At 44.3% G+C, this 20,323-nt stretch carries 22 protein-coding genes; 6 read left to right on the top strand and 16 right to left on the bottom strand.

Features of this window, described 5'->3' with window-relative positions:
- Positions 1 to 79 precede the first annotated feature (79 nt).
- Complete coding sequence (locus tag ACXN9U_RS01220; protein ID WP_016938580.1) at positions 80 to 886, top strand: NAD kinase; 807 nt, start codon at positions 80 to 82, stop codon at positions 884 to 886.
- A 16-nt stretch (positions 887 to 902) separates the two neighbouring features.
- Here ACXN9U_RS01220 and ACXN9U_RS01215 read toward each other — a convergent pair whose 3' ends face one another.
- From ACXN9U_RS01215 to ACXN9U_RS01195, 5 genes are all read right to left on the bottom strand, one after another.
- A complete protein-coding gene (locus ACXN9U_RS01215; RefSeq protein WP_489202100.1) occupies positions 903 to 2,498 on the bottom strand; it encodes an amidohydrolase in 1,596 nt (531 codons plus the stop codon).
- A 23-nt stretch (positions 2,499 to 2,521) separates the two neighbouring features.
- A complete protein-coding gene (mbcS, locus tag ACXN9U_RS01210) occupies positions 2,522 to 4,108 on the bottom strand; it encodes an acyl-CoA synthetase MbcS (RefSeq protein ID WP_489202099.1) in 1,587 nt (528 codons plus the stop codon).
- Positions 4,109 to 4,256: 148 nt separating this feature from the next.
- A complete protein-coding gene (locus ACXN9U_RS01205) occupies positions 4,257 to 4,478 on the bottom strand; it encodes an alpha/beta-type small acid-soluble spore protein (RefSeq protein WP_007408043.1) in 222 nt (73 codons plus the stop codon).
- Positions 4,479 to 4,558: 80 nt separating this feature from the next.
- Complete coding sequence (gene thiI / locus ACXN9U_RS01200; RefSeq protein ID WP_016938577.1) at positions 4,559 to 5,764, bottom strand: tRNA uracil 4-sulfurtransferase ThiI; 1,206 nt, start codon at positions 5,762 to 5,764, stop codon at positions 4,559 to 4,561.
- Positions 5,765 to 5,767: 3 nt separating this feature from the next.
- Positions 5,768 to 6,913, bottom strand: coding sequence for a cysteine desulfurase family protein (locus ACXN9U_RS01195; protein ID WP_489202098.1), 1,146 nt, complete (start codon positions 6,911 to 6,913; stop codon positions 5,768 to 5,770).
- A gap of 193 nt (positions 6,914 to 7,106) precedes the next feature.
- Here ACXN9U_RS01195 and brnQ point away from each other — a divergent pair, with 193 nt between their 5' ends.
- Positions 7,107 to 8,447, top strand: a complete 1,341-nt coding sequence (gene brnQ / locus ACXN9U_RS01190; RefSeq protein ID WP_489202097.1) for a branched-chain amino acid transport system II carrier protein — start codon at positions 7,107 to 7,109, stop codon at positions 8,445 to 8,447.
- 112 nt (positions 8,448 to 8,559) lie between these two features.
- Here the strand turns inward: brnQ and ezrA are convergent, their stop codons facing one another.
- A complete protein-coding gene (gene ezrA / locus ACXN9U_RS01185) occupies positions 8,560 to 10,251 on the bottom strand; it encodes a septation ring formation regulator EzrA (protein WP_060964554.1) in 1,692 nt (563 codons plus the stop codon).
- A gap of 195 nt (positions 10,252 to 10,446) precedes the next feature.
- Here ezrA and hisJ point away from each other — a divergent pair, with 195 nt between their 5' ends.
- Positions 10,447 to 11,259 (top strand): histidinol-phosphatase HisJ, encoded by an 813-nt coding sequence (gene hisJ, locus ACXN9U_RS01180; protein ID WP_060964553.1) that lies wholly within the window; start codon positions 10,447 to 10,449, stop codon positions 11,257 to 11,259.
- Here the strand turns inward: hisJ and refZ are convergent.
- Positions 11,249 to 11,872 carry a forespore capture DNA-binding protein RefZ gene (gene refZ, locus ACXN9U_RS01175; protein ID WP_016938572.1) on the bottom strand — a complete coding sequence of 208 codons (624 nt, stop codon included), beginning with the start codon at positions 11,870 to 11,872 and terminating at the stop codon, positions 11,249 to 11,251. The genes hisJ and refZ overlap by 11 nt on opposite strands.
- 126 nt (positions 11,873 to 11,998) lie before the next feature.
- Between refZ and ACXN9U_RS01170 the strand changes: the two genes are divergently transcribed.
- The gene (locus ACXN9U_RS01170; protein WP_016938571.1) at positions 11,999 to 12,481 is read left to right on the top strand and encodes a GAF domain-containing protein; all 483 of its coding nucleotides are present in this window, start codon (positions 11,999 to 12,001) and stop codon (positions 12,479 to 12,481) included.
- A gap of 34 nt (positions 12,482 to 12,515) precedes the next feature.
- Here ACXN9U_RS01170 and ACXN9U_RS01165 read toward each other — a convergent pair whose 3' ends face one another.
- Positions 12,516 to 14,264, bottom strand: coding sequence for a sensor domain-containing diguanylate cyclase (locus tag ACXN9U_RS01165; RefSeq protein WP_060964552.1), 1,749 nt, complete (start codon positions 14,262 to 14,264; stop codon positions 12,516 to 12,518).
- Between the two features lie 290 nt (positions 14,265 to 14,554).
- Here ACXN9U_RS01165 and rpsD point away from each other — a divergent pair, with 290 nt between their 5' ends.
- A complete protein-coding gene (rpsD, locus tag ACXN9U_RS01160) occupies positions 14,555 to 15,157 on the top strand; it encodes a 30S ribosomal protein S4 (protein WP_003152406.1) in 603 nt (200 codons plus the stop codon).
- A 144-nt stretch (positions 15,158 to 15,301) separates the two neighbouring features.
- On the opposite strand, the gene ACXN9U_RS01155 is transcribed toward rpsD, so the two are convergent.
- The 8 genes from ACXN9U_RS01155 to ACXN9U_RS01120 form a co-directional block, all read right to left on the bottom strand.
- Positions 15,302 to 15,442: a PhrK family phosphatase-inhibitory pheromone gene (locus tag ACXN9U_RS01155; RefSeq protein ID WP_489202477.1), complete on the bottom strand. Its 141-nt coding sequence runs from the start codon at positions 15,440 to 15,442 to the stop codon at positions 15,302 to 15,304.
- 143 nt (positions 15,443 to 15,585) lie between these two features.
- Positions 15,586 to 16,143 carry an SMI1/KNR4 family protein gene (locus tag ACXN9U_RS01150; protein WP_489202096.1) on the bottom strand — a complete coding sequence of 186 codons (558 nt, stop codon included), beginning with the start codon at positions 16,141 to 16,143 and terminating at the stop codon, positions 15,586 to 15,588.
- Positions 16,144 to 16,176: 33 nt separating this feature from the next.
- Positions 16,177 to 16,707, bottom strand: a complete 531-nt coding sequence (locus ACXN9U_RS01145; protein ID WP_060964549.1) for an HNH endonuclease signature motif containing protein — start codon at positions 16,705 to 16,707, stop codon at positions 16,177 to 16,179.
- Positions 16,708 to 17,311: 604 nt separating this feature from the next.
- Positions 17,312 to 17,992: a hypothetical protein gene (locus ACXN9U_RS01140; protein ID WP_060964548.1), complete on the bottom strand. Its 681-nt coding sequence runs from the start codon at positions 17,990 to 17,992 to the stop codon at positions 17,312 to 17,314.
- Positions 17,993 to 18,015: 23 nt separating this feature from the next.
- A complete protein-coding gene (locus ACXN9U_RS01135; RefSeq protein WP_017418372.1) occupies positions 18,016 to 18,192 on the bottom strand; it encodes a hypothetical protein in 177 nt (58 codons plus the stop codon).
- Between the two features lie 267 nt (positions 18,193 to 18,459).
- Positions 18,460 to 18,783 carry a hypothetical protein gene (locus ACXN9U_RS01130; protein WP_489202095.1) on the bottom strand — a complete coding sequence of 108 codons (324 nt, stop codon included), beginning with the start codon at positions 18,781 to 18,783 and terminating at the stop codon, positions 18,460 to 18,462.
- 325 nt (positions 18,784 to 19,108) lie between these two features.
- Positions 19,109 to 19,297: a hypothetical protein gene (locus tag ACXN9U_RS01125; RefSeq protein WP_489202094.1), complete on the bottom strand. Its 189-nt coding sequence runs from the start codon at positions 19,295 to 19,297 to the stop codon at positions 19,109 to 19,111.
- A gap of 227 nt (positions 19,298 to 19,524) precedes the next feature.
- Positions 19,525 to 20,025 carry a DUF4944 domain-containing protein gene (locus ACXN9U_RS01120; RefSeq protein ID WP_489202093.1) on the bottom strand — a complete coding sequence of 167 codons (501 nt, stop codon included), beginning with the start codon at positions 20,023 to 20,025 and terminating at the stop codon, positions 19,525 to 19,527.
- 84 nt (positions 20,026 to 20,109) lie between these two features.
- On the opposite strand from ACXN9U_RS01120, the gene ACXN9U_RS01115 reads away from it, so the two are divergent.
- Positions 20,110 to 20,256: a hypothetical protein gene (locus ACXN9U_RS01115; protein WP_158509235.1), complete on the top strand. Its 147-nt coding sequence runs from the start codon at positions 20,110 to 20,112 to the stop codon at positions 20,254 to 20,256.
- The last annotated feature ends 67 nt before the right edge of the window (positions 20,257 to 20,323 follow it).

The following is a 20,323-nucleotide window of genomic DNA, read 5'->3' as shown; positions in this document are numbered from 1 at the left end:
TACACTATTGCCACAGGTATTTTAACACAATATCTGATGGGAGAAAAACGTAAATATGACAGCAAAGGGGAATGGAGATATGACCGATCTTCGCCGCAATGTTTATTTTTTTCACAAACAAGACAACGAAACAAAAGAACAAGTCAGCTCTCTGAAGCAGCTTGCCAAATCGCACGGTTTTACAGTTGCGGCCCAACCGGAGGATGCCGGAATTATCGCCAGCATCGGCAGCGACGGCTCATTTCTGCAGGCCGTCAGAAAAACCGGATTCCGTGATGACTGCCTGTATGTCGGCATCGCTAAAAAAGGAAAAGCCCATTTGTACTGTGATTTTCACAGCGATGAGCCTGAAAAAATGGCGGACAGCATGACCGCGGAACAGCTTGAGGTCAGAAAATACCCGCTCATTCACGTAACGGTGGACGGCAGCAATCATTTTCACTGTTTAAACGAGGTTTCCATCCGTTCAAGCATTATTAAAACGTTTGTGATGGATGTGTTAATTGATGATCTGCACTTTGAGACCTTCAGGGGCGACGGCATGATCATTTCCACCCCGACAGGCAGCACCGCCTACAATAAATCCGTTTCAGGCGCTGTTGTTGATCCTTTGATTTCCTGCATGCAGGTATCCGAACTGGCCTCTTTGAATAACAACACATACCGCACCCTCGGATCTTCGTTTATTTTAAGCGCGGATCGGAAGCTGACACTGCAGGTGGTGCAGGACGGCAATGAGCATCCGATTATCGGACTTGATAATGAAGCGCTCAGCACGAGAAATGTCAAAAAGGTTGAGATTACACTATCCGATAAAAAAATCAAAACGGTCAAACTGAAAGACAACTCTTTCTGGGAAAAAGTAAAGCGCTCATTTTTATCATAAAAAAAGAGGACGGGCATTAACGCCTGTCCTCTTTTTCATATACGATACGGCCGCCGACGATGGTTTTGACAGCTTCCAATTCATGAAGCTTTTTCGGGTCCGTTTTAAACGGATCGCCGCTGAGAACGGTAAAGTCGGCATCATAGCCGGAAGCTATCCGTCCGCGGCTATGTTCTTTATGGATGATTGCCGCGCTTCCCTCCGTGTAAAGCTGAATGGCTTCGTACACGGTCAGGCACTCTTTTTCATAATAGGCCGGACCTTCCGGATGCTGCTTGCTTCTACGGAGCACAGCCGATTGAATGCCCAGAATGGGATCTGCCGGTTCTATCGGGGCATCTGAGCCTCCGGCGCACAGCAGCCCTTTCGACAGCAGGGTTTTCCAGGCAAAAGCCGTTTTCATCCGCTCTTCTCCGAGCCTGTCAATCACCCACGGAAAATCACTGGCCACAAAATGCGGCTGAAGATCAAGGCCGATCGGAAGCCGGGCGGCTCTTTCCATCAAACCGTGATCTAATACTTGCGCATGAATGAGCCTGTCTAGCTGTCCGGGCTTTGCCGGGTATCTTTCGATCACATCGAGCACCTTTTCAAATGCAAGGTCGCCAATCGCGTGCACGGCGATCTCCATCCCTTTCTGTCTCGCTTTATAAACAAGAGCGGCAAGGGTTTCGTCATCGTGCACCTGAACGCCGGAAACCGACGGATCATCATGATAAGGCTTTTTCAACAGAGCCGTTCTGCCGCCGAGCGCGCCGTCTGCGAAGATTTTCATCGCTCCGTATTCCAGATAAGGTCCCGTCGATTTGTCCAGAGCGCTCCACCTGTCGACGGCTTCGTGATGAACAAGCAGATGTGCCCGAAAAGGGAACAGCCCGCAGCCTGTTAACGACTCATACGCGGCAACGGGAACGGACGCGTCTCCGTAGTATGCCAGATCCTCGGAATGCCCGCCGGTCAGGCCTTTTGACCAACAGTCCGTGATTGCCGTTTGAAGAGCGCGTTTGACATAGTGAAGCGAGACGGGCGGAAGAGCCTGAGTCACAAGCTCTTGGGCTTTATCCAGCAGAAGGCCTGTCGGACCGGCGCTGTCCCGGACGATAATCCCGCCGTTTGGATCAGGTGTACTGTTTGTAATCCCCGCCGCGCGCAATGCGGCCGAATTGACTGCAGCGGCGTGCCTGCATACCCGCTTCAGCAGGACGGGGCGATCGGGAAAGAGCGGGTCAAGGTCATGCTTCGTTACGTAAACCGGCTGTTCAAACAGATTTTCATCCCAGCCTTCGCCGATCAGCCATTCGCCATCTTCTAATTCACGCTCTGCTTCTTTTGCAGCCTGCAGTATCGCTTCTTTTGACGTCAGCTGTGACAAATCAAGGCGGAGCTGTTTTTCACCGTGTCCGATCAAATGCATGTGACTGTCTGTAAAACCGGGAAACATGACAGCCCCATGTAAGTCGATTTCCTCCGTATCAGGCGAACCGTATGTCTCGCGGAGCTCCTGAAAGCTGCCTGTCTGTCTGATGATGCCGTCTTCGGTATAAACGGCTTCTGTGACATGGTTCTCGTCAAGCATTGTATAGATGGTGCCGCCGTGCCAAATCGCTTTCATCTCCCGCTCACCCTTTTTCTGTATTAAGCTTTTTTATCCGCCTTCAGCCGTTCTTCACGCTGTCTCAGCTCTACCCGTCTGATTTTTGCGGATGCCGTTTTCGGCAGGCTTTCGACAAATTCAATTTCTCTCGGATATTTATAAGGCGCCGTAATCGTTTTTACGTGGTTTTGCAGTTCTTTAACAAGTGCGTCACTGCGCTTTTCATCGTTTTGTAAAACGACATAAGCTTTGACGATTGAACCTCTGATTTCATCCGGGCTCGCCACGACGGCGCATTCTTTCACTTCCGGATGTTTCACGAGCGCATCTTCCACTTCAAAAGGCCCGATTGTATATCCGGAGCTGACGATAATGTCATCATTGCGGCTTTCAAACCAAAAGTAGCCGTCCTCGTCTTTTTTCGCGCGGTCGCCTGTCAAAAAGTAATCTCCGCGAATCTGCTTTTTCGTTCTTTCAGGGTCTTTATAATATTCCTTGAATAAGGCCGGTGTGCTCAAGTGCACGGCGATATCGCCCGTTTCGCCTATTTCACATATTTCGCCTTCATCGTTTATAATTTCTACTTGATTTCCCGGTGTCGGTTTCCCCATGCTTCCGGGCTTAATATCCATATTCTTCAGGACGCCGACTAACAGAGTGCTCTCCGTTTGGCCGTAGCCGTCTCTCACTTTAATGCCGAAATGTTTCCGGAAGATGTCAATGACTTCCCGGTTTAAAGGTTCACCCGCAGAAACTGCGCTGTGAAGGGCGGAAAGGTCATACTTGTCCAATTCCTCCACCTTGGCCATCAGACGGTATTCAGTCGGCGTACAGCAGAAGACATTGATCTGATGGCGCTCAAGCATCTCCAGATACGTCTTGGCGTCGAATCTGCCGTGATAAATAAATCCTGTTGCGCCGCTTCCCAGAACGGCAAGCAGCGGGCTCCACACCCATTTCTGCCAGCCGGGCGCCGCGGTGGCCCAGACTGTATCGTCTTCAGAAATATCCAGCCATGCACCGGCGGATGTTTTTAAATGGGCAAAAGCCCAGCCGTGTGTATGTACAACGCCTTTAGGCTGGCCGGTCGTTCCTGAAGTATAGGATAAAAACGCCATGTCCTCTCTGGTTGTATCAGCGGTTTGAAAACTGTCTCCGTCCGCTTCAATCGTTAAAAGGTTTTTCCAGCCGGCATCATTTTCACCAATGGCCAATGTCACGAGCTGATCAGTTTTCACCTCATCAAACGCGTTTATAAATGTAGGATAAACGATAACACCTTTCACTTCGGCGTGTTTAATGCGGTAGTCCAAATCTTTGGCGCGAAGCATCTCCGAGCAAGGAATGACGACCATCCCGGCTTTTAAGATCGCTAAATATACAGCATACGCTTCAAGCACTCTCGGAACCATGACAATCAGCTTATCGCCTTTTTCAAACCCGAGACCTTTCAGGCGGGCTCCGATTTTATTCGTTTCTTCCATCAGTTTTTCATATGTCCAGACTTTCTTGCTGCCTGTTTGATCCTCCCAAATAAGCGCGTTCTTCTCTTTGGAACGGCTGAACTTTTCGATTTCATTTACTAGGTTATAGTTCTTTGGGGCGATTAAATCTTCTCGTTTTAACACGAACAACTCCTCACTTTCTTTCCCTATTATACATAAACATAGGACGTAACAATAAAGATATGCATAAATTGCTTCATGCCTTCTAGCTTTATTCATGAAAAAAGAGCGGGGAATTCCCCGCTCTCTTAGCCATTATGTGAAGTTGTGATTAAAACTGCTGCTGGCTGCTTCCGCCCATGCTTTGCTGAGCAAAAGAAACAAGACGTTTTGTGATTTCTCCACCGACAGAACCGTTGGCGCGAGAAGTTGTTTCCGGTCCAAGGTTTACACCGAATTCAGAAGCGATTTCATACTTCATTTGGTCGATAGCTTGTGCAGCTCCTGGCACTAAAAGCTGGTTGCTGTTTCCGCTGTTTGATTGTTGTGACATGTGTATCACCTCCTTGTGAGTATAGAATGTGATAAAACACATGTCCTCATTCAAAAAAACTTTGGTAATTGTATACAGTTCTAAAACAGGCCGGCAAATTTATCGTGAGCTTCTTGTTCTGAGTAAACAGTAATGGTTTCAATACCGGCTGCCGCCTCTGCAATCAGCGGTTCAAAATCAACAAAGCTTTCGAAATGCTCGATTTTTTCTTTTTTCGGGCGTGTTTTCGGACTTGGCGGCGTAAAGATGGTGCAGCAGTCCTCAAACGGCTGAATGCTTGTTTCATAAGTGCCGATTTCTTTTGATTTCTCGATGATTTCTGTTTTGTCCATTCCGATCAGAGGACGCAAAATCGGCGTTGCCGTAACGGCATTGATCGCATACATGCTCTCAAGCGTCTGGCTTGCCACTTGGCCGAGGCTTTCCCCCGTAATGATTGCGAGCGCTTTTCGTTCTTCTCTGATTCTGTCCGCGATCTGCAGCATGAGACGCCGCGTCGCCGTCATCGTATAGTTTTCCGGAATTTGTTTTTGGATGAGCTCCTGCGTCTTTGTAAACGGTACGATATGAAGCGTCATACTGCCTCCGAACTTTGCGAGGCATCCCGCGAGATCCATGACTTTCTGCTTTGCCCGTTCGCTCGTATACGGCGGACTGAAGAAGTGCACGGCCTCCACTGATAATCCCCGTTTCATCGCGTAAAAACCGGCGACCGGACTGTCAAAACCGCCGGAAAGCATCAGCATCGCTTTACCCGCAGAACCGACGGGAAGGCCTCCGGCGCCTTTTTCGTTACGAATGGTCAGGAATGTCGCTTCCTCCCTGATTTCAATCCGAAGCGGAATATCGGGATTTTTCACATCGACGGTTAATCCATCCGTGTTTTTCAAAATATGGCCGCCAATCTCAGCGTTCATCGCGTTCGTATCTAATTCAAACTGCTTGTAAGCCCGTTTGGTCTCGACCTTAAACGTATTCCCCGGTTTATATTGGCCTTCCATCGCGGCTAATGCCGTTTTTTTAATCTCTTCAAGCTTGCTTTCGCATTTAATGGCGAGACTGAAGCTTTGAATGCCGAATATATTCTTTAATAAGGAACAAATTTCCTCCGGGTTTTCTCCATTAAGTGTAATTGACATCCGATCCCGGTTTGAAAAGTATTTTACCTTTTTATAATCCTTTAATACCAGGCGGATATTCTGTTTTAATCTCTCAATAAAACTGCGTCTGTTTTTTCCTTTTGTGGATATTTCACCAAAACGGATTAAAATATGATCGTAATTCATTTGCTACCTCATCATTTTTTTTAGTTTTTGAACAGCCGGCGCCAGCGCGGCCATAAACGGTTCTGTAATATCAGCCGTGTGGCTGAAGTTCAGGCTGACTCTGATGCTGCTTGATGCAATCTGTTCGCCTTTATTCATTTGCAAAAGAACACGGCTCGGCTTGTGCTCTCTTGCCGAACATGCCGCGGTCGTTGAGACATATATTCCTTTTTCCTCAAGCATGTGCAGCAGCACTTCCGCCTTGATGCCCGGAACGGAAAAATTAATGATATGCGGGGCGCTGTTTTTTACGGGAGTGTTGATGACGATCCCGTCCGTCCCGCTCAGCCTTTCCATCAGCGCATTCTTAGCCGCCTCCATAGAAGAAAGCCGCTCATTCATGTCACGTGCAGAAAGATTGACCGCTTTCGCAAGGGAAACGGCGCCTGATGTATGTTCTGTCCCGGCACGGATGCCTTTTTGCTGGGAGCCGCCCGTCATAAGCGGAATGAGCCGCGTTCCCTTTTTGACGATAAGCGCCCCGGTTCCTTTTAAGCCGTGAAATTTATGTCCTGAAATGGTGCAAAGGTCGATACCCGCTTCTTCTATAGACAGCGGGACTTTATGAATGCCCTGTACATGATCAACATGAAACAGAATATTCCGGTGCTGTTTTAACAGCCCTCCGATTTCTTTTACGGGCTGAATGGAGCCGACTTCATTATTGACATGCATAACGCTGACGAGTATTGTGTCCGGCCTGATGGCCGCTTTTACATCTTCTAAAGAAACGAAGCCGTCTTGGTCGGCCGGAAGATATGTGACCTCAAAGCCAAACAGCTCTGTCAGCTGATCAAACGTTTCCGTCACGGAAGGATGCTCAATCGCTGAAGCAATGATATGTCTTCCTTTACTCATGTTTGCCCAGGCGGCTCCCTTTAACGCAGCGTTGTTCGCTTCAGTCGCGCCTGATGTAAATACAATATCATAATTTTTCAAACGCAAGGTTTTTTTTATTTGCTGAGCAGCAGCTTCAAGGAGCTGTTCCGTCTCAGTTCCTAATCGGTGCAGGGACGAAGGATTGCCGAAATAACGGCTGCTCGTCTGTTTGTACACATCCAATACCTCTTCATACGGCTCGGTCGTTGAGCTGTTGTCTAAATATATCATTTTTTTTACTCCTTTTATGAAAACGGTACATCGTATGATATTTATGCTACCATAACAAAAGTAAATATAAATTCGCAATAAATCGAGTATTGACTTCTCTGTACATTGCCATATAATAAGTAATGTTCGTTTTGTTATATTATCTGACAATTAATTGACAGAATATTTCAACATAGTATTTAGGAGGATTTTTATGAAACACTCACTACCTGTCAAAGATACCGTTATTATCGGTTTCATGCTTTTCGCACTTTTTTTCGGGGCAGGAAATATGATATATCCGCCGGAGCTTGGACAAGCGGCTGGGCATAATGTCTGGAAAGCGATGGGCGGTTTCTTACTGACCGGCGTTGGTCTGCCGCTTTTGGGTATCATCGCCATCGCATTAACGGGTAAAGATGCAAAAGGGCTTGCCGATAAAGCTCATCCGGTATTCGGGACTATTTTCACCGTTGTGCTTTATTTATCAATCGGACCGCTTTTTGCGATTCCGAGAACCGGAACCGTTTCATATGAAATCGGTGCAGTTCCGTTTTTACATGGCATTCCGCCAAGATTATCTTTATTTGTTTTCACGTTGATCTTTTTTTCCATTACGTATTATTTAGCTCTTAATCCTTCCAAAATCGTGGACAGAGTCGGAAAGATTTTGACTCCTATTAAATTCGGTATTATTTTAATCATCGTCGTAAAAGCTATTGTCACTCCGATGGGCGGACTGGGCGCCGTACATCAGGCATATTCCGGAACGCCGGTATTCAAAGGATTTTTGGAAGGCTATAAAACAATGGATGCGCTCGCTTCGATCGTCTTCGGTGTTGTTGTCGTCAACGCTGTTAAAAGCAGGGGCGTCACCCAGCGTAAAGCGCTCGCGGCCGCTTGTATTAAAGCGGGTCTTATAGCTGCGGCAGGTTTGACATTCATTTATTTATCTTTGGCCTATTTGGGAGCGACAAGCACGGACGCTGTAGGGCCGCTCGGCGAAGGCGCAAAGATTTTATCAGCTTCATCTGATTACCTGTTCGGTTCACTTGGAAACATCGTTCTCGGCTCTGCCATCACCGTTGCGTGTTTAACGACAAGCATCGGGCTTGTTACATCTTGCGGCGAATATTTTTCAAAATTGATTCCCGCTTTATCATACAAAATGGTGGTTACGATTGTCACGCTCTTCAGCCTGGCGATTTCAAATTTCGGGCTTGCTGAGATCATTGCATTTTCAGTTCCTATTTTATCAGCCATTTACCCGCTGGCGATTGTCATTATCGTCCTTTCCTTTATTGATAAAATCTTTAAGGAAAGACGGGAAGTTTATATCGCCTGCCTGATCGGAACGGGGCTCTTCAGCATTCTGGACGGCTTGAAGGCAGCCGGCATTCCGCTCGGATCATTAGATTCATTCTTAAACGCAAATCTTCCGCTTTACAGCATGGGAATCGGCTGGGTGCTTCCCGGAATCGCCGGAGCGATCATCGGCTGCATCATCACGTTTTTTACCAGTCCGCCCATCGAATTAAATAAAGCAAAATCGTAACATTCAGCGTCTGCGGCTTGACGATATCAGCCGCAGGCGCTTTTTATATTCCGTGAGAAACAAAAAAACTGCACCTCTGATGTACATCAGGGTGCAGTTTTTGCTTGCACGGCTATGAAGCGGATTGATCAGCTTTAATTTTTTTCACGGCGCCGGGAGCTGCTTTTTCAACAGCTTCTGCCGCCATCTCATAAGCTTCATTATAGCTGTAAGCGTAAAACAGCCGTTCAGCTTCTTTCAGCTGTTCAGATAAAATGTGATTCTGGCTTCGGAAGCGATTGCCGTACTGAATGATCCGCTCAATAAGCTTCACCTGAATGACAAGTTCTTTCGCCTCTTCGCTGACTTCTTCAACCATCTTTTCAGCTTCGGTGAGGTGTTTGGCGGCTTCCTCCATGTTCAGCGGCAGCTCTTCCAATTGGCTGACGGTTTCTTCTATATGATGATTCGCTGTCTCTAGCTTATTCTTGACCTGCTCGGGAATCCCCGGCACGTTGCTTTTTTGCAGCATTCTGGCCGTATCAGAAATGGTTTTCCGAAGATGCGTCAGCGTTTCCCGCGCCTGCAGTTCTTCTTTTCTGAGCGCCTGCAGATTTTCACGGTATTCAGCGTGCTCTTTCTGAGCCTCTTCCAGCTGTTTTTCGATGGCCTCGACTTCCTCAATCAGCAGTGAGTAAGCGACATGCTCACCGTCGAGTTTTTCTCTCGCCTGCTCAAGAAGCCGGCCGATCGTTTCCATCTGTTTTTCGAACGCGTGCTGTCTGCCGATTTCTCCTGCCGTCAGCTGATAGCTTTCCTTGACGAGCTCTGTTTCGGTTTTTGTGCGGTCTTTTTCGTCCTCAAGCTTCTCATACGCGATGATCAGTTCAGGCATTTTGCTTAAGACGGACTGACCGGCTTCCACTTCGCCTTCCAGCTGTTCATACATCGATTGAATGGTTTCATCAATCAGCTGAAGAATGGCGGACGCTTCGTCGACATCCAATTCTTCCAAAAGCGCATTTTCGGCCCGTTTCACTTGATTTGTGAGTGTCTCCAGCTCTTTTTCGATTTGAATATGCTCCAGTTTGTAGCCTTTTTCCGTCATTTCCCGGTAGCCGTCTTTCAGCTTGGCAATTTGGTTCGGCACGGTCTGTTTACAGTCCGCGAGCAGTTTCGGAACGTCATCTATGTATGTTTGAAGCTGATCCAGCCTGCGGTCCTGTTCAAGCAGCACTTTTCTCGCTTTGATGTAATTGCCGCCTTCCGTCTCTTCTTCAAACTCTTTTATGCCGCTCCAAATTTCATCGAGATCCGTCTCCAGGCTGTTATAAAGCTCACCGTAGAGATGGCTGTACGCCAGAAGGTTTTTCCGCGCTTTTGAATACCGCTCACGCACCTGTTCAATCTCTCCGCGGCTTTTTTCCTCGCTCGTCACAAGGTCGCTGATCTCACGCAGTATGCCTTCTATATTTGATTCAGCGGCGGTGAGGAGGTCGTCGATGTGGACAAGCACCTGATTCGCTTTTTTAAACCGGTATTTGTCGGCGTTCTCTTCGGCATCATAAAGGAGCTCTTCTACTTTCGGCAGATGGGCTGTGACAATTTCATCCCACTCCTCGCGCCATCTTTCAAAGAACTCTTCCGTCTCTCCGGTCATTTTCAAATGTTTGATCTTGGACATTTCTTCCACTATCGAACGGTTTAAAATTTCAATTTTCCATGACTCCAGCCGGTCAATTTCCGTATAAATTTTTTTCCTGAAAAAGTAGCCCGCCGCAAAGAGCGCGAGCAGTATAACCAATAATCCGATGACTAACTCCATAATGAGCCCCCTTGTTGTTCTCTTAATCTGTCAGGGTGTTTTATGTATTCAGAAAGATTTCAATATATGTATTGAGAAAATCTGTCGTTTTCATTGTTATTATGATACCATGTAACCAACATTTTTTGACCAGAAATCAAAAACTTTTTGCATAATTTCGGCAGGATTCTGCAATTTTTTAATGGAGTGACACAAATGGAAAAACGAGACGCTCATATCCACACGCCTTTTTGCCCTCACGGCTCGAAAGACACGCTGAAACAATATGTCGAAAAAGCTCTGGAAAAAGGCTTTGACTCGATCACATTTACAGAGCATGCCCCCCTTCCCCCGTCTTTTCAAGACCCTGTACCGCTTCAAGACAGCGCAATGGATCTCAGACAGATGGAGGTTTATTTGGAGCGGCTGTCACAGCTGAAAAAGGAATACAAGGGACAAATCAGCATTCTGACGGGGCTTGAAACCGATTTTATCACAGGGTATGAAGAAGAAACCGCGGCGTTTCTTAACACATACGGCCCCTCACTGGATGACGGCATTTTATCCGTTCATTTTTTGAAGGCCGGTCCGTCTTATATATGCCTTGATTTTGATGAGCATGCGTTTCAGCAGCTGGCCGCGCACTTCGGCAGCGTTGAAGCCGTATATGAGCAATACTATAAAACTGTGTATTCTTCCATTGTAACACCGCTCGGACCATTTAAGCCAAAACGGGTCGGCCATATCACGCTCGTCAAAAAATTCGCGCGCCTTTTCCCTTATAGCATGTCCTCTCAAATAAGAGAGCTTGCGGCCCGCTGTCTTGACGCCGTGAAAAAGCACGGAATGGAGCTGGATGTGAATACATCCGGACTCAGAAAGAAGTTTGCCGGGGAAGTATATATAGAGGATTGGATGGCTGAGACGGCGAAGCAAAAAAAAATCCCGCTCATATTCGGGTCGGATGCCCATCAAGCGGAAGATGTCGGCAGTTCCTATGAAACGTACAAAAGCATCGTCACTTCATAAGCGCCGCATCGGGACGGCGGAACACGCTTTCGATCCAAATCTTCACCTCTTCAAAATACCTTTTATAAAAGTACGGCTCATGAGGCTGCATATAGAGCACCTCCGTAATATATTGAGGCTGGAGATACGGCATCATTAAGAGGGATTTCAATTGCAGAATAAAATGCGGCACGGGCAGCGTCAGCCGTTTGTGGCGTGACTGCCCTTCTTCAATCACCAGCTGGAAAATATATTTTTCTTTCATTAAGTAAGTAGACATAATTTCCCTGATAAGCACAGAATCAATCGTCACTTCCCGATACACAAAACGTGTTAATTGACGATGATCGTGCTGATAGGATAAAATATCGAAAATCACCCGCAGGATGCGTTCCTGCGCGTCTTCACCGTTCACACTGCCGGCGGCTTTTTCCAGCGCTTCAGTATAGCCTTCGTAAAACTCGGAAACTAAATGTTCCATTAATCCGCCTTTCCCTTTAAAATAGTAGGAGATGTGCGCAACATTTACATCAGCTGACTTTGCGATTTCACGGACGGACGTGCCGGAATAGCCTTTTTGGTTAAACAGCAGGACAGCGGCGTTAATAATTTTGTCTTTGGTGCTTACTTTCATACGGCTCACCCCTTTATGTGTTAACAATTCAAGCAGAAGGGCGCTGTTCCTGTAAGAACTTCTCGACAAATGCCGGCAGAACGGCCGGAACTTTGTTTGATATTATAGAAAAAGTGAGGGTTTTCCATGTTTCATGTCGAAAAACAGTCCGGAGATAAAGAAAAAAGTTATCAGCTTCTGCTTAAACAGCTCGAAGCCATGACAGAAGATGAAACGGATGCGATCGCAAATTACGCGAATGCGTCAGCGCTTTTATACCATTCATTACATGAGGTCAATTGGGCGGGGTTTTACTTCGCTAAAGAGGGCGAGCTTGTACTCGGACCGTTTCAAGGACTTCCTGCCTGTGTGCGCATTCCGTTCGGCAAAGGCGTATGCGGCACTGCCTACTCCAATGGCGCCGTGCAGCGGATTGCCGATGTGAATGCGTTCCCGGGACACATTGCCTGTGACGCGGCTTCCCAGTCAGAAATCGTCCTCCCGATCCGCGTAAACGGAGAAGTGATCGGTGTGCTGGACATTGACAGCCCCGTGAAAAACCGTTTTGATGAAACGGACGAAACCTATTTAGCAAAGTTTGTTGAAACGCTTGAAAAACGATTAGGATAAAAAAAGGAGTTCGGCCCGCAGGCCGGCTCCTTTTTTACGTCGCCGTGCTGTTTTGATGGATGATCAGCCGGTTTTTACCGCTCCGTTTGGCGATATAAAGCGCCTCGTCCGCTTGCTGAACGAGCATTTTCAACGGCTTAGGGCCAGTCTTTGACCAGCAGGAAACGCCGCAGGAAATCGTTACGCGCGGCTCGGTGTTTTCCCGGATGGCGCGGACGAGCCTTTTGGCAATGCACTCTCCGGATGACACGTTGATGTTCGGCAGATAGACAGCCAGCTCTTCGCCTCCCCATCTCGCGGCAACATCGTGCTCCCGGATATGGTTTTTCATAACGGAGGCCACCTGAATGAGGATCGAATCTCCCGTTTGATGTCCGTATGTATCATTAATGTGTTTGAAATTATCGATATCAACGAGGATAAATACACCCCGTTTATGGATTTTCATGCTGTATTGAATTTTCTCATCCAAATAGGTTCTTGAATACAGCTCCGTCAGCTGGTCTGTCTGAACAAGATGCTCAAGCCTGTCGCGAAGCATGGAGTTCGTTACAGCCAATGTCGCATGGTGAATGAGCGCCTGAAAAAGCTTATACATTTCAAACGTAAAAGCATACAAATCCTTTTTCAATAAAATCGCGAAACCGAAGACGGTGTCATTTTCGATCATCGGCACCGCCATCAGTGAACCATAGCCATTTTCGCCAAATACGGTCTTTCCGCTGCCGATAAATACACCCTTTTCTCCCTCGAACAGCTTTTCTTTCACAATGCTGATATACGGGTTGGCGCGTTCTGTCTTAAAAAAGGCGGTATGTCCGGGAAGCAGATTTTGCGTCTCAAAATGATCAATATGAAAAAAAGCCACTTCTTCGGCGTAAAACGATTGGGTCATGATGGCGGCGAGCTCCCGCATCGTATCAGTGAGCCTGAGACGCTGATTCAGCTGGCGCGATGTTTCATTAATGAGCTCCAGATTCGCAATGCTTTTTTTCGATTGCTCATACAGCTGCGCATTTTCAAATGCTTTTCCCGCTGCGCCCGTAAGCAGCAGCATTTCACTCAGCGTGCTGCACGAGAGCGCGGCGTCCTGCATTCCCTCCGTCTTCAGAACCCCGTAAGTCCCCTGCTGGCCTTTGATCGGCAGGTAAGCAGATGACCTGCCTTTCCTGAGCATTCTGCCTGATAAAAACACCTGCAGCGCAAACTGATCGGCGTCTTCTCCGTCCATATGCAATTCTTTTGCGGGGAGCTGTCTGTCCGTATCCTGGTCCTGCGAGATGAACAGTGAAAAACGGAAAGACTGGAAAGCCTTCCTCAAACTCGCCTGCAGCTTTTCCAATACTTCATCCTGATCTAAAAGCGAATGGAACATTTCTGTCATTCTGTGGATTTTCCGCTGATGCTTTGTTTTGTCAAACAGCCCGCTCTGTCTCACAGATTGATTGATAAATTGAGTAACGAGCTCAGGCAATGATTCCGGGATCGGCAGCCCGCCTTCCGTGCGCAGATAAAACGATCTGCCGGACGTCTGATTCCTGATCATAAAACGGCCGTCACTCTCTTTCAGCGGAGCATAATTCGGTTCCTCTTCTGTTTTTATGGTGAAACGTGCGGATTCAGCCGGTGAAAGGGTCAATGAAAGAGATGTAAAGCAGGATTCTAGAGCTGAGGCCAGCCATAACAGCGAGTCGGATAATGAGACGGATTCAGATTTCGTTAAGAAAAAAGAAAGCATTTTCTGATGAAAGGCCGTCACTTCATCGATTGTTTGTTTTTTCATTTTTATCACCTAAACATGTACTACTCATTTTTGTACATTATATCATAAACCGGCAGTCTTCATGGAGAAATGGTTGACGGCGGCGGAGAAAAATCATATAATGTTCTTTGTGTGAAATATTGCAGCCTTTTTGTTCAGCTTCTGTGTTTGCATTTTGTTCCTTAGCTGTAAGGTGTATCGTGTAACTCTCTGCTGCTGGAGCGAGGATACATGAAAACAAAATGTGCACGGTCGGATCGAACAGACGGTTTTTATTTTCCACAAAATAAAACCAAAGGAGGAGTCACATTATGGCTCGCTATACAGGTCCATCATGGAAACTGTCCCGCCGCTTAGGAATCTCTCTTAGCGGTACAGGTAAAGAATTAGAAAAACGCCCTTACGCACCAGGTCCCCACGGTCCGGGACAGCGTAAAAAACTATCAGAATACGGTTTGCAATTGCAAGAAAAGCAAAAACTTCGTCACATGTACGGTGTAAACGAACGTCAATTCCGCACATTGTTTGACAAAGCTGCAAAAATGACTGGTAAACACGGCGAAAACTTCATGATTCTTTTAGATGCACGTCTTGATAACGTTGTGTACAAGCTTGGTCTTGCGCGCACTCGCCGTCAGGCACGCCAATTAGTTAACCACGGTCACATCCTTGTTGACGGAAGCCGCGTTGACATTCCGTCTTACCAAGTAAAACCTGGTCAAACAATCGGTGTTCGCGAAAAATCAAGAAACCTTTCAATCATCAAAGAATCTGTAGAAGTAAACAACTTCGTTCCTGAGTACCTTACTTTCGATGCTGAAAAGCTTGAAGGTACATTCACTCGTCTTCCAGAGCGCTCAGAGCTTGCTCCGGAAATTAACGAAGCGCTTATCGTTGAGTTCTACTCTCGTTAAGTAAAATGCTCTTTAAAGAGCATTGGATTAAACCCTAGAAACGTTGTTATATCAACATTTCTAGGGTTTTTCTTTTGGGCTGTCAGAATGGTGGACAGATGCCCCCCTCTCTTTATTAAAAAAAGCCCCTGTCCGGGGCTTTTTTTATGTGCCAACTGGCCGCTCTGCTAATTTTAGAGTACCGACCGGGCGCTCTGTTATCTTGATATCTGATGATTCTTGATTAATCTTAACTGCAGCTAAACCACTTAACGTAACGAAGGTGAGAGTTGCACAAAGAATCATTTTTTTCAATTACAATCCCTCCAGGTACCTCATTTTCTCCTCGGCTAAAATAGCATGCTTAGGAAATTCAATGCTTCTTTTATAAGGCATTATTGTTCCTGCTGGTTATTTTAATGGGCTGAAACGGGCCGTATACGGATGATTTAAAGCTCATCACTCTGGTGAGTTCTGTAATAATTCTCAGCAGTATAGATATTCCATTCCCAAAAACTTGATCCCTGAGATAAAATATACCTATCTAAGAATATCTCAAAATTAAGTTGCATTGGTTCATACTCAACAAATCTGAGGAACCATAAATAGTTTGGATCTGTGGACATTTTGGTTTTGTCAATTAACAAATAACATCCGTCTAACAGATGTGCGACAGGAATAAACTGAGGCTCTAAAAAACCATTTTGCATATACTTTTCAATCTCTTCTAAATTAAGAATATGCAAACCCCCACCTACATTCTCACCGTAAATCAACAAATCAAATATTCTGGCTCCGTTATGCAATTTTAAAAAGGTTTTATAATCTTCAGGAAGTGAGACTTTTATTTTCTTCTCAAAACTCTCAATCTCCAGATCTGTTGCGCCTTTAGAGAAAGTACATTCTGTTTCTAAAAGAGTTCCTTCATTTCCCAAAATATTCAAGCGGCATTTTTCATCAATTAATTCTTTTAGACCTTGGAGCGTTTTTTCAACAAAAACTGCCATTGAGCCACCTCTTACTTATTAATATTTATCCCATCAAGGATTTAATAGGTTTTGGTGCATGTCACGAGGGAGAGGATACAAATTATTAAAGTTATTTTTTCCCCCATACTTTAGCGGAAGCACATGGTGAATATCGAATGAACTCCAATTCCACTTCGGATCACCGTATGTGTCGATATACTTCTTTATATAGTTACCTTGATCCGTTCTACTATCCCATTTAGTTCTTTTATCGACAGGTACAACCGGGAAATTTGCTTTAGCCGGTAAAGGCATTGTTTTTTTGCTGTGAGTATTTATTATCTCTGGATACAGCATTGCTATTTTATTCGCAAGAGCAGGAGCCAACGTTCCAGCGGAAGTATCAGGAAGTGAACCTTTCCAGCCGGCTACCGAAGTATGTTGGGACATAAAAAACTTTGTCTTTTTAGGATAATACGACTTTGAATATGATTTACCTGCTTTAATATCCTTCCCTAAAAATTCTCTGTTATGGAGAAAAACCCTTCCATATTTTCCGCTATAAGTGTTACTTACATATAATCGTTTGTTCCTCCTCCCCACCGCTTCTTTCCGGGTGCCTCCTATTGTGGTACTTTAAACAGATCGTTTTATGATTATCAAGATCAAAGCTAGGTTTGGATCCTCCCCTAAAGCAATGCTATGGTGAACCGTATTCGCTTCCGTTATCAATCCACGAGGACGGCACTCACAACACAAATAGCCGTCCCTAATCAGAACGACTTTTCTTACTCGCTTCCAGCGTGCTGTATTATAGATTTTGTCTAATTCGTCACGTTGCCTTGCCATGCTTATTCCTTTTCTGATTTACCTGAACAGACTACACACGATAAACAGAAGCACGTGAGCGAAATAAACCATGACGTCTCAAATCGATGCGCATAAATTGTTTCCATGCATGCTCTATCAACATAAAAAAGCTTCTATGGATAGCCGTTTGGGCGTTGACATCCTTTCAGCCGCCCAGCTTAGATTCTTTCCTCATTCCTCAAAGGCTTGACTAATTGTCTCCATGTACTCCCTCCAATATATTCTTTCTAAACCGCCCCCGTCCTCAGACTGTTAACCGCCATTCGTATTTCCGAGATTTATTGGAAGCAGTTTACAGAGAATATAAAAAAGCAGGCTTAAACACCTGCTTTCCCAGTTAGCTATTAGGCAAGTCGATTTTTGTTGGGCTGCTTGTCCAAGGTTTACCCATCGGCTTTTTATGTGCTTTATCTTCAAAAAATTGAGTTGTAGTATATTGATACCATGAGTTAGTCATTGCACCTTTTTCATACAAATCATATTTGTAATAAGCATCAGGGATTCGTTCTTTAGTCCAGTAAGCAAACAAGACACCTGCAGCCTTAGCACCCCAACCAAGCCCAGGAATTGTTCCAAATAAAGATCCCACTAAGGTGATTGCATTTTTAGACTCTTTTGTATGGCCAGACACCGTTCCAACATACTTATATCCTGCCTTTGGTTTCGCGGCCATTGTTGTGAATGTATCTGTCGCTGATGAATTTTGAGTGCCATTTGCTATCTCTGCTTTCTTTTCATCAAAATCATAGTTCAAACCTTTTTGTACTTCACCGTCAACTTTAACAGTATGATCTTTTGCATTAAGCACAGCTTTGTGTTTCTCACCTTGTTTAGCGTATTGAATCTCCACTAGTTTGCCGTCATCCTTAATTACTTCACTTGTGATTTTAAAATCCTTATTTAACTGTTCATAGGAAGGTGCTTGAATGCTTTTAGCAAACGCAGAACTTGTTGGTAAAACTGTACCTGAAGCGATTGACGCAGCCAAAACCCCGGTCAAAATTTTTTTCCTGTTCACTTACTAATCCCCCTTAACGCACCCTAAGAATCAGCCCGACTGACTAACTGTTTGACTTTATACGCGATAACAGCAAGATAAATCACGATAATACAAATCAACGCACCTGTTCCAAAATTAGTTTGCGAAAATAAGTAAACACTTACCCCACCGAAAATAATGTACATAATAATGTCAAAGATAATTTTCTTATTAGTCATTTTGATTTCTCCAATCTGCATAATTCCGGGTGCTTGTTTTTAAGTACACCCACATTTTATAAAACATGAAATATTTTGTCTACTTACAACTTTCTAACAATTTGTTTTTTCTTGTACTAGCTGTAAAGATACTGATTTATAAAAAACATGTTAACACATTATTAGAGGCGGAAAAATGGTAGAGCATAATAAATGATTCTTATTAACTACATGGAAACAAAATCAGTAAATACCAATGACTGATTTACCGGAAGCAAAAAAGCATCTCTATTCAAGATGCTCCTCAATGTGTAACTTTTTAATCCAATGTTGCAATGCATCATATATTTCTCCTGCTGCTACTACGCTTTTATCATTCAGTTTGCCATTGTCCTTCAAAATTTTAAAACATTTATAAATTCTAAGGACTTCGGCAACAAACAAAACATCGTTAATTTTATTGAGTGTATGTCTTACTTCATTGTAAGTGTCAAAGCTAAGTTTGGGTTTTATTTTTAAATAAGTTGATACACTTAATTTGTCTTCTGCCCGCTCCCTAATTGATCTAATTTGTTGCGGACTAATCTTTTTTATATTTTTCGTTATTTCCATTTATAGGAATGACTTTAAATTTCTTGGCTAATTCCTCTTCTTCCTTCTTAACTCTCTCGGCATCCGCATTGGCCTTTTCAATTTGAAGCTTTGCACCTCTCATTGAGCCTAACTAAGCAACACGAGCTGTAATAATTCCGACTAAAATTGTCACCAAGCCGTTTATTATAGCAACTATTATATCTGTGCTCATAATATCATCTCCTCCCTGATATTATCGGTAAAAGAGTATAATAATGGAACCATTCACGAATTTTGTCGAACGATTTACCGGACGCAGTTTACAGAGAACATAAAAAAGCCCTCCCGAAGAGCGCAATTCAAACTAATAATTATTTTTTAATGTTGCCGTTCCTCTACCGAAATCGTATTTTTCATTACATTGCTTACAGTAACAATCAATCTCGATACTTCTGGAACTGGGAATATTTTCTTTTCCGTAAACTACTTGCCCACTTCCACAAGGGCATTTATATTCTTCTCTTATCACATCGCCGATCCCGGCACGTTTCATCCTTTGCCACCCCCATTTCCCCGCCTTTTGGGAAATGCCCTCAGATTGAAACCAATGCATTTATATAAGCATTTCTTTGCCGCTTTCGAGAAACAAAAAACGGGCACCAATCAGAGCACAGTAAATCTGTACAATGATCAGTGTCCGCAGGCGTTCCGTCTTGGACTTATTTAATTAAATCTTCTCCCAGTTCAGATTAAGAACTGGTTAGAATAAACTCAATAAATTTAGTGATTAAATATAGTTTTCTTTGAAAGAACGAACTTTTCCGTACTGAATGATTGGTTATCTTGTTTCCATTTCACTTGAACCGTTATCTTAGATCCTTTTAGATCAGATTCTTCTAAGCGTTCTAAAAATGAAAATGATTTTTCTTTAGCTGATCCATCGCTAGAGGTACCACCTGAATAATCTTTCATAGGGATATCGCTGTTAAAATCTGAAGAATCAAGAAGTGTTTTATTACCTTTCATTATTGTTATGGATTCTATATAAGTTTTATCAGTTTTATCTTTATCGCCAATCCAAAGGATCTCCCCACTGAACTCCTTTGGAGCATCTTCATTCTTTTTAAAGACTACCTCCCAGTTATGATCCTTACTTTTACCTTCCCAGTTAGGATATTCGAGATTGTAATGGTTATAGATTTTTAATGAGAAAAACACTAGGAAAATGATCACCAATGCAGAAACTGTAAATAAAACGGGCCTTTTATACTCGTTCGTCATAAACAACCTCCAAAAAATGTATTGATTTCCCTTTAAAAGTAATTAATATATAATAGTACCATAAATACAAAAAAGGAGAAACAAATGAAAAAAGTTGCAATGAGTCTTTTAGTAACATCAGTTTTGAGTTTTACTTTTCTTAATAATGCTCAAGCAGTTGAAGCCACAAATGAGAATTTAACAGTTAAACAAGGGGAAACTGAAGTACAAAAGTACTTAAAATCATTCTGATCATAACAAAAATTGAACGAGTTGCTGATGCATGACTGGTTCTTTTTTTTCTAAAAAAAATTAGAGA

Source organism: Bacillus sp. BACIII (assembly GCF_057836745.1).
The sequence above is the reverse complement of the archived record's forward strand: the minus strand, read 5'-3'. Positions and strand labels throughout refer to the sequence as shown.

Coding starts and splice junctions, on each gene's coding strand:
- ACXN9U_RS01220 (WP_016938580.1), top strand. CDS start 80: ATGACCGATCTTCGCCGCAATGTTTATTTTTTTCACAAACAAGACAAC.
- ACXN9U_RS01215 (WP_489202100.1), bottom strand. CDS start 2,498: ATGAAAGCGATTTGGCACGGCGGCACCATCTATACAATGCTTGACGAG.
- ACXN9U_RS01205 (WP_007408043.1), bottom strand. CDS start 4,478: ATGTCACAACAATCAAACAGCGGAAACAGCAACCAGCTTTTAGTGCCA.
- thiI (WP_016938577.1), bottom strand. CDS start 5,764: ATGAATTACGATCATATTTTAATCCGTTTTGGTGAAATATCCACAAAA.
- ACXN9U_RS01195 (WP_489202098.1), bottom strand. CDS start 6,913: ATGATATATTTAGACAACAGCTCAACGACCGAGCCGTATGAAGAGGTA.
- brnQ (WP_489202097.1), top strand. CDS start 7,107: ATGAAACACTCACTACCTGTCAAAGATACCGTTATTATCGGTTTCATG.
- ezrA (WP_060964554.1), bottom strand. CDS start 10,251: ATGGAGTTAGTCATCGGATTATTGGTTATACTGCTCGCGCTCTTTGCG.
- hisJ (WP_060964553.1), top strand. CDS start 10,447: ATGGAAAAACGAGACGCTCATATCCACACGCCTTTTTGCCCTCACGGC.
- refZ (WP_016938572.1), bottom strand. CDS start 11,872: ATGAAAGTAAGCACCAAAGACAAAATTATTAACGCCGCTGTCCTGCTG.
- ACXN9U_RS01170 (WP_016938571.1), top strand. CDS start 11,999: ATGTTTCATGTCGAAAAACAGTCCGGAGATAAAGAAAAAAGTTATCAG.
- ACXN9U_RS01165 (WP_060964552.1), bottom strand. CDS start 14,264: ATGAAAAAACAAACAATCGATGAAGTGACGGCCTTTCATCAGAAAATG.
- rpsD (WP_003152406.1), top strand. CDS start 14,555: ATGGCTCGCTATACAGGTCCATCATGGAAACTGTCCCGCCGCTTAGGA.
- ACXN9U_RS01155 (WP_489202477.1), bottom strand. CDS start 15,442: ATGATTCTTTGTGCAACTCTCACCTTCGTTACGTTAAGTGGTTTAGCT.
- ACXN9U_RS01150 (WP_489202096.1), bottom strand. CDS start 16,143: ATGGCAGTTTTTGTTGAAAAAACGCTCCAAGGTCTAAAAGAATTAATT.
- ACXN9U_RS01135 (WP_017418372.1), bottom strand. CDS start 18,192: ATGACTAATAAGAAAATTATCTTTGACATTATTATGTACATTATTTTC.
- ACXN9U_RS01130 (WP_489202095.1), bottom strand. CDS start 18,783: ATGGAAATAACGAAAAATATAAAAAAGATTAGTCCGCAACAAATTAGA.
- ACXN9U_RS01125 (WP_489202094.1), bottom strand. CDS start 19,297: ATGAAACGTGCCGGGATCGGCGATGTGATAAGAGAAGAATATAAATGC.
- ACXN9U_RS01120 (WP_489202093.1), bottom strand. CDS start 20,025: ATGACGAACGAGTATAAAAGGCCCGTTTTATTTACAGTTTCTGCATTG.
- ACXN9U_RS01115 (WP_158509235.1), top strand. CDS start 20,110: ATGAAAAAAGTTGCAATGAGTCTTTTAGTAACATCAGTTTTGAGTTTT.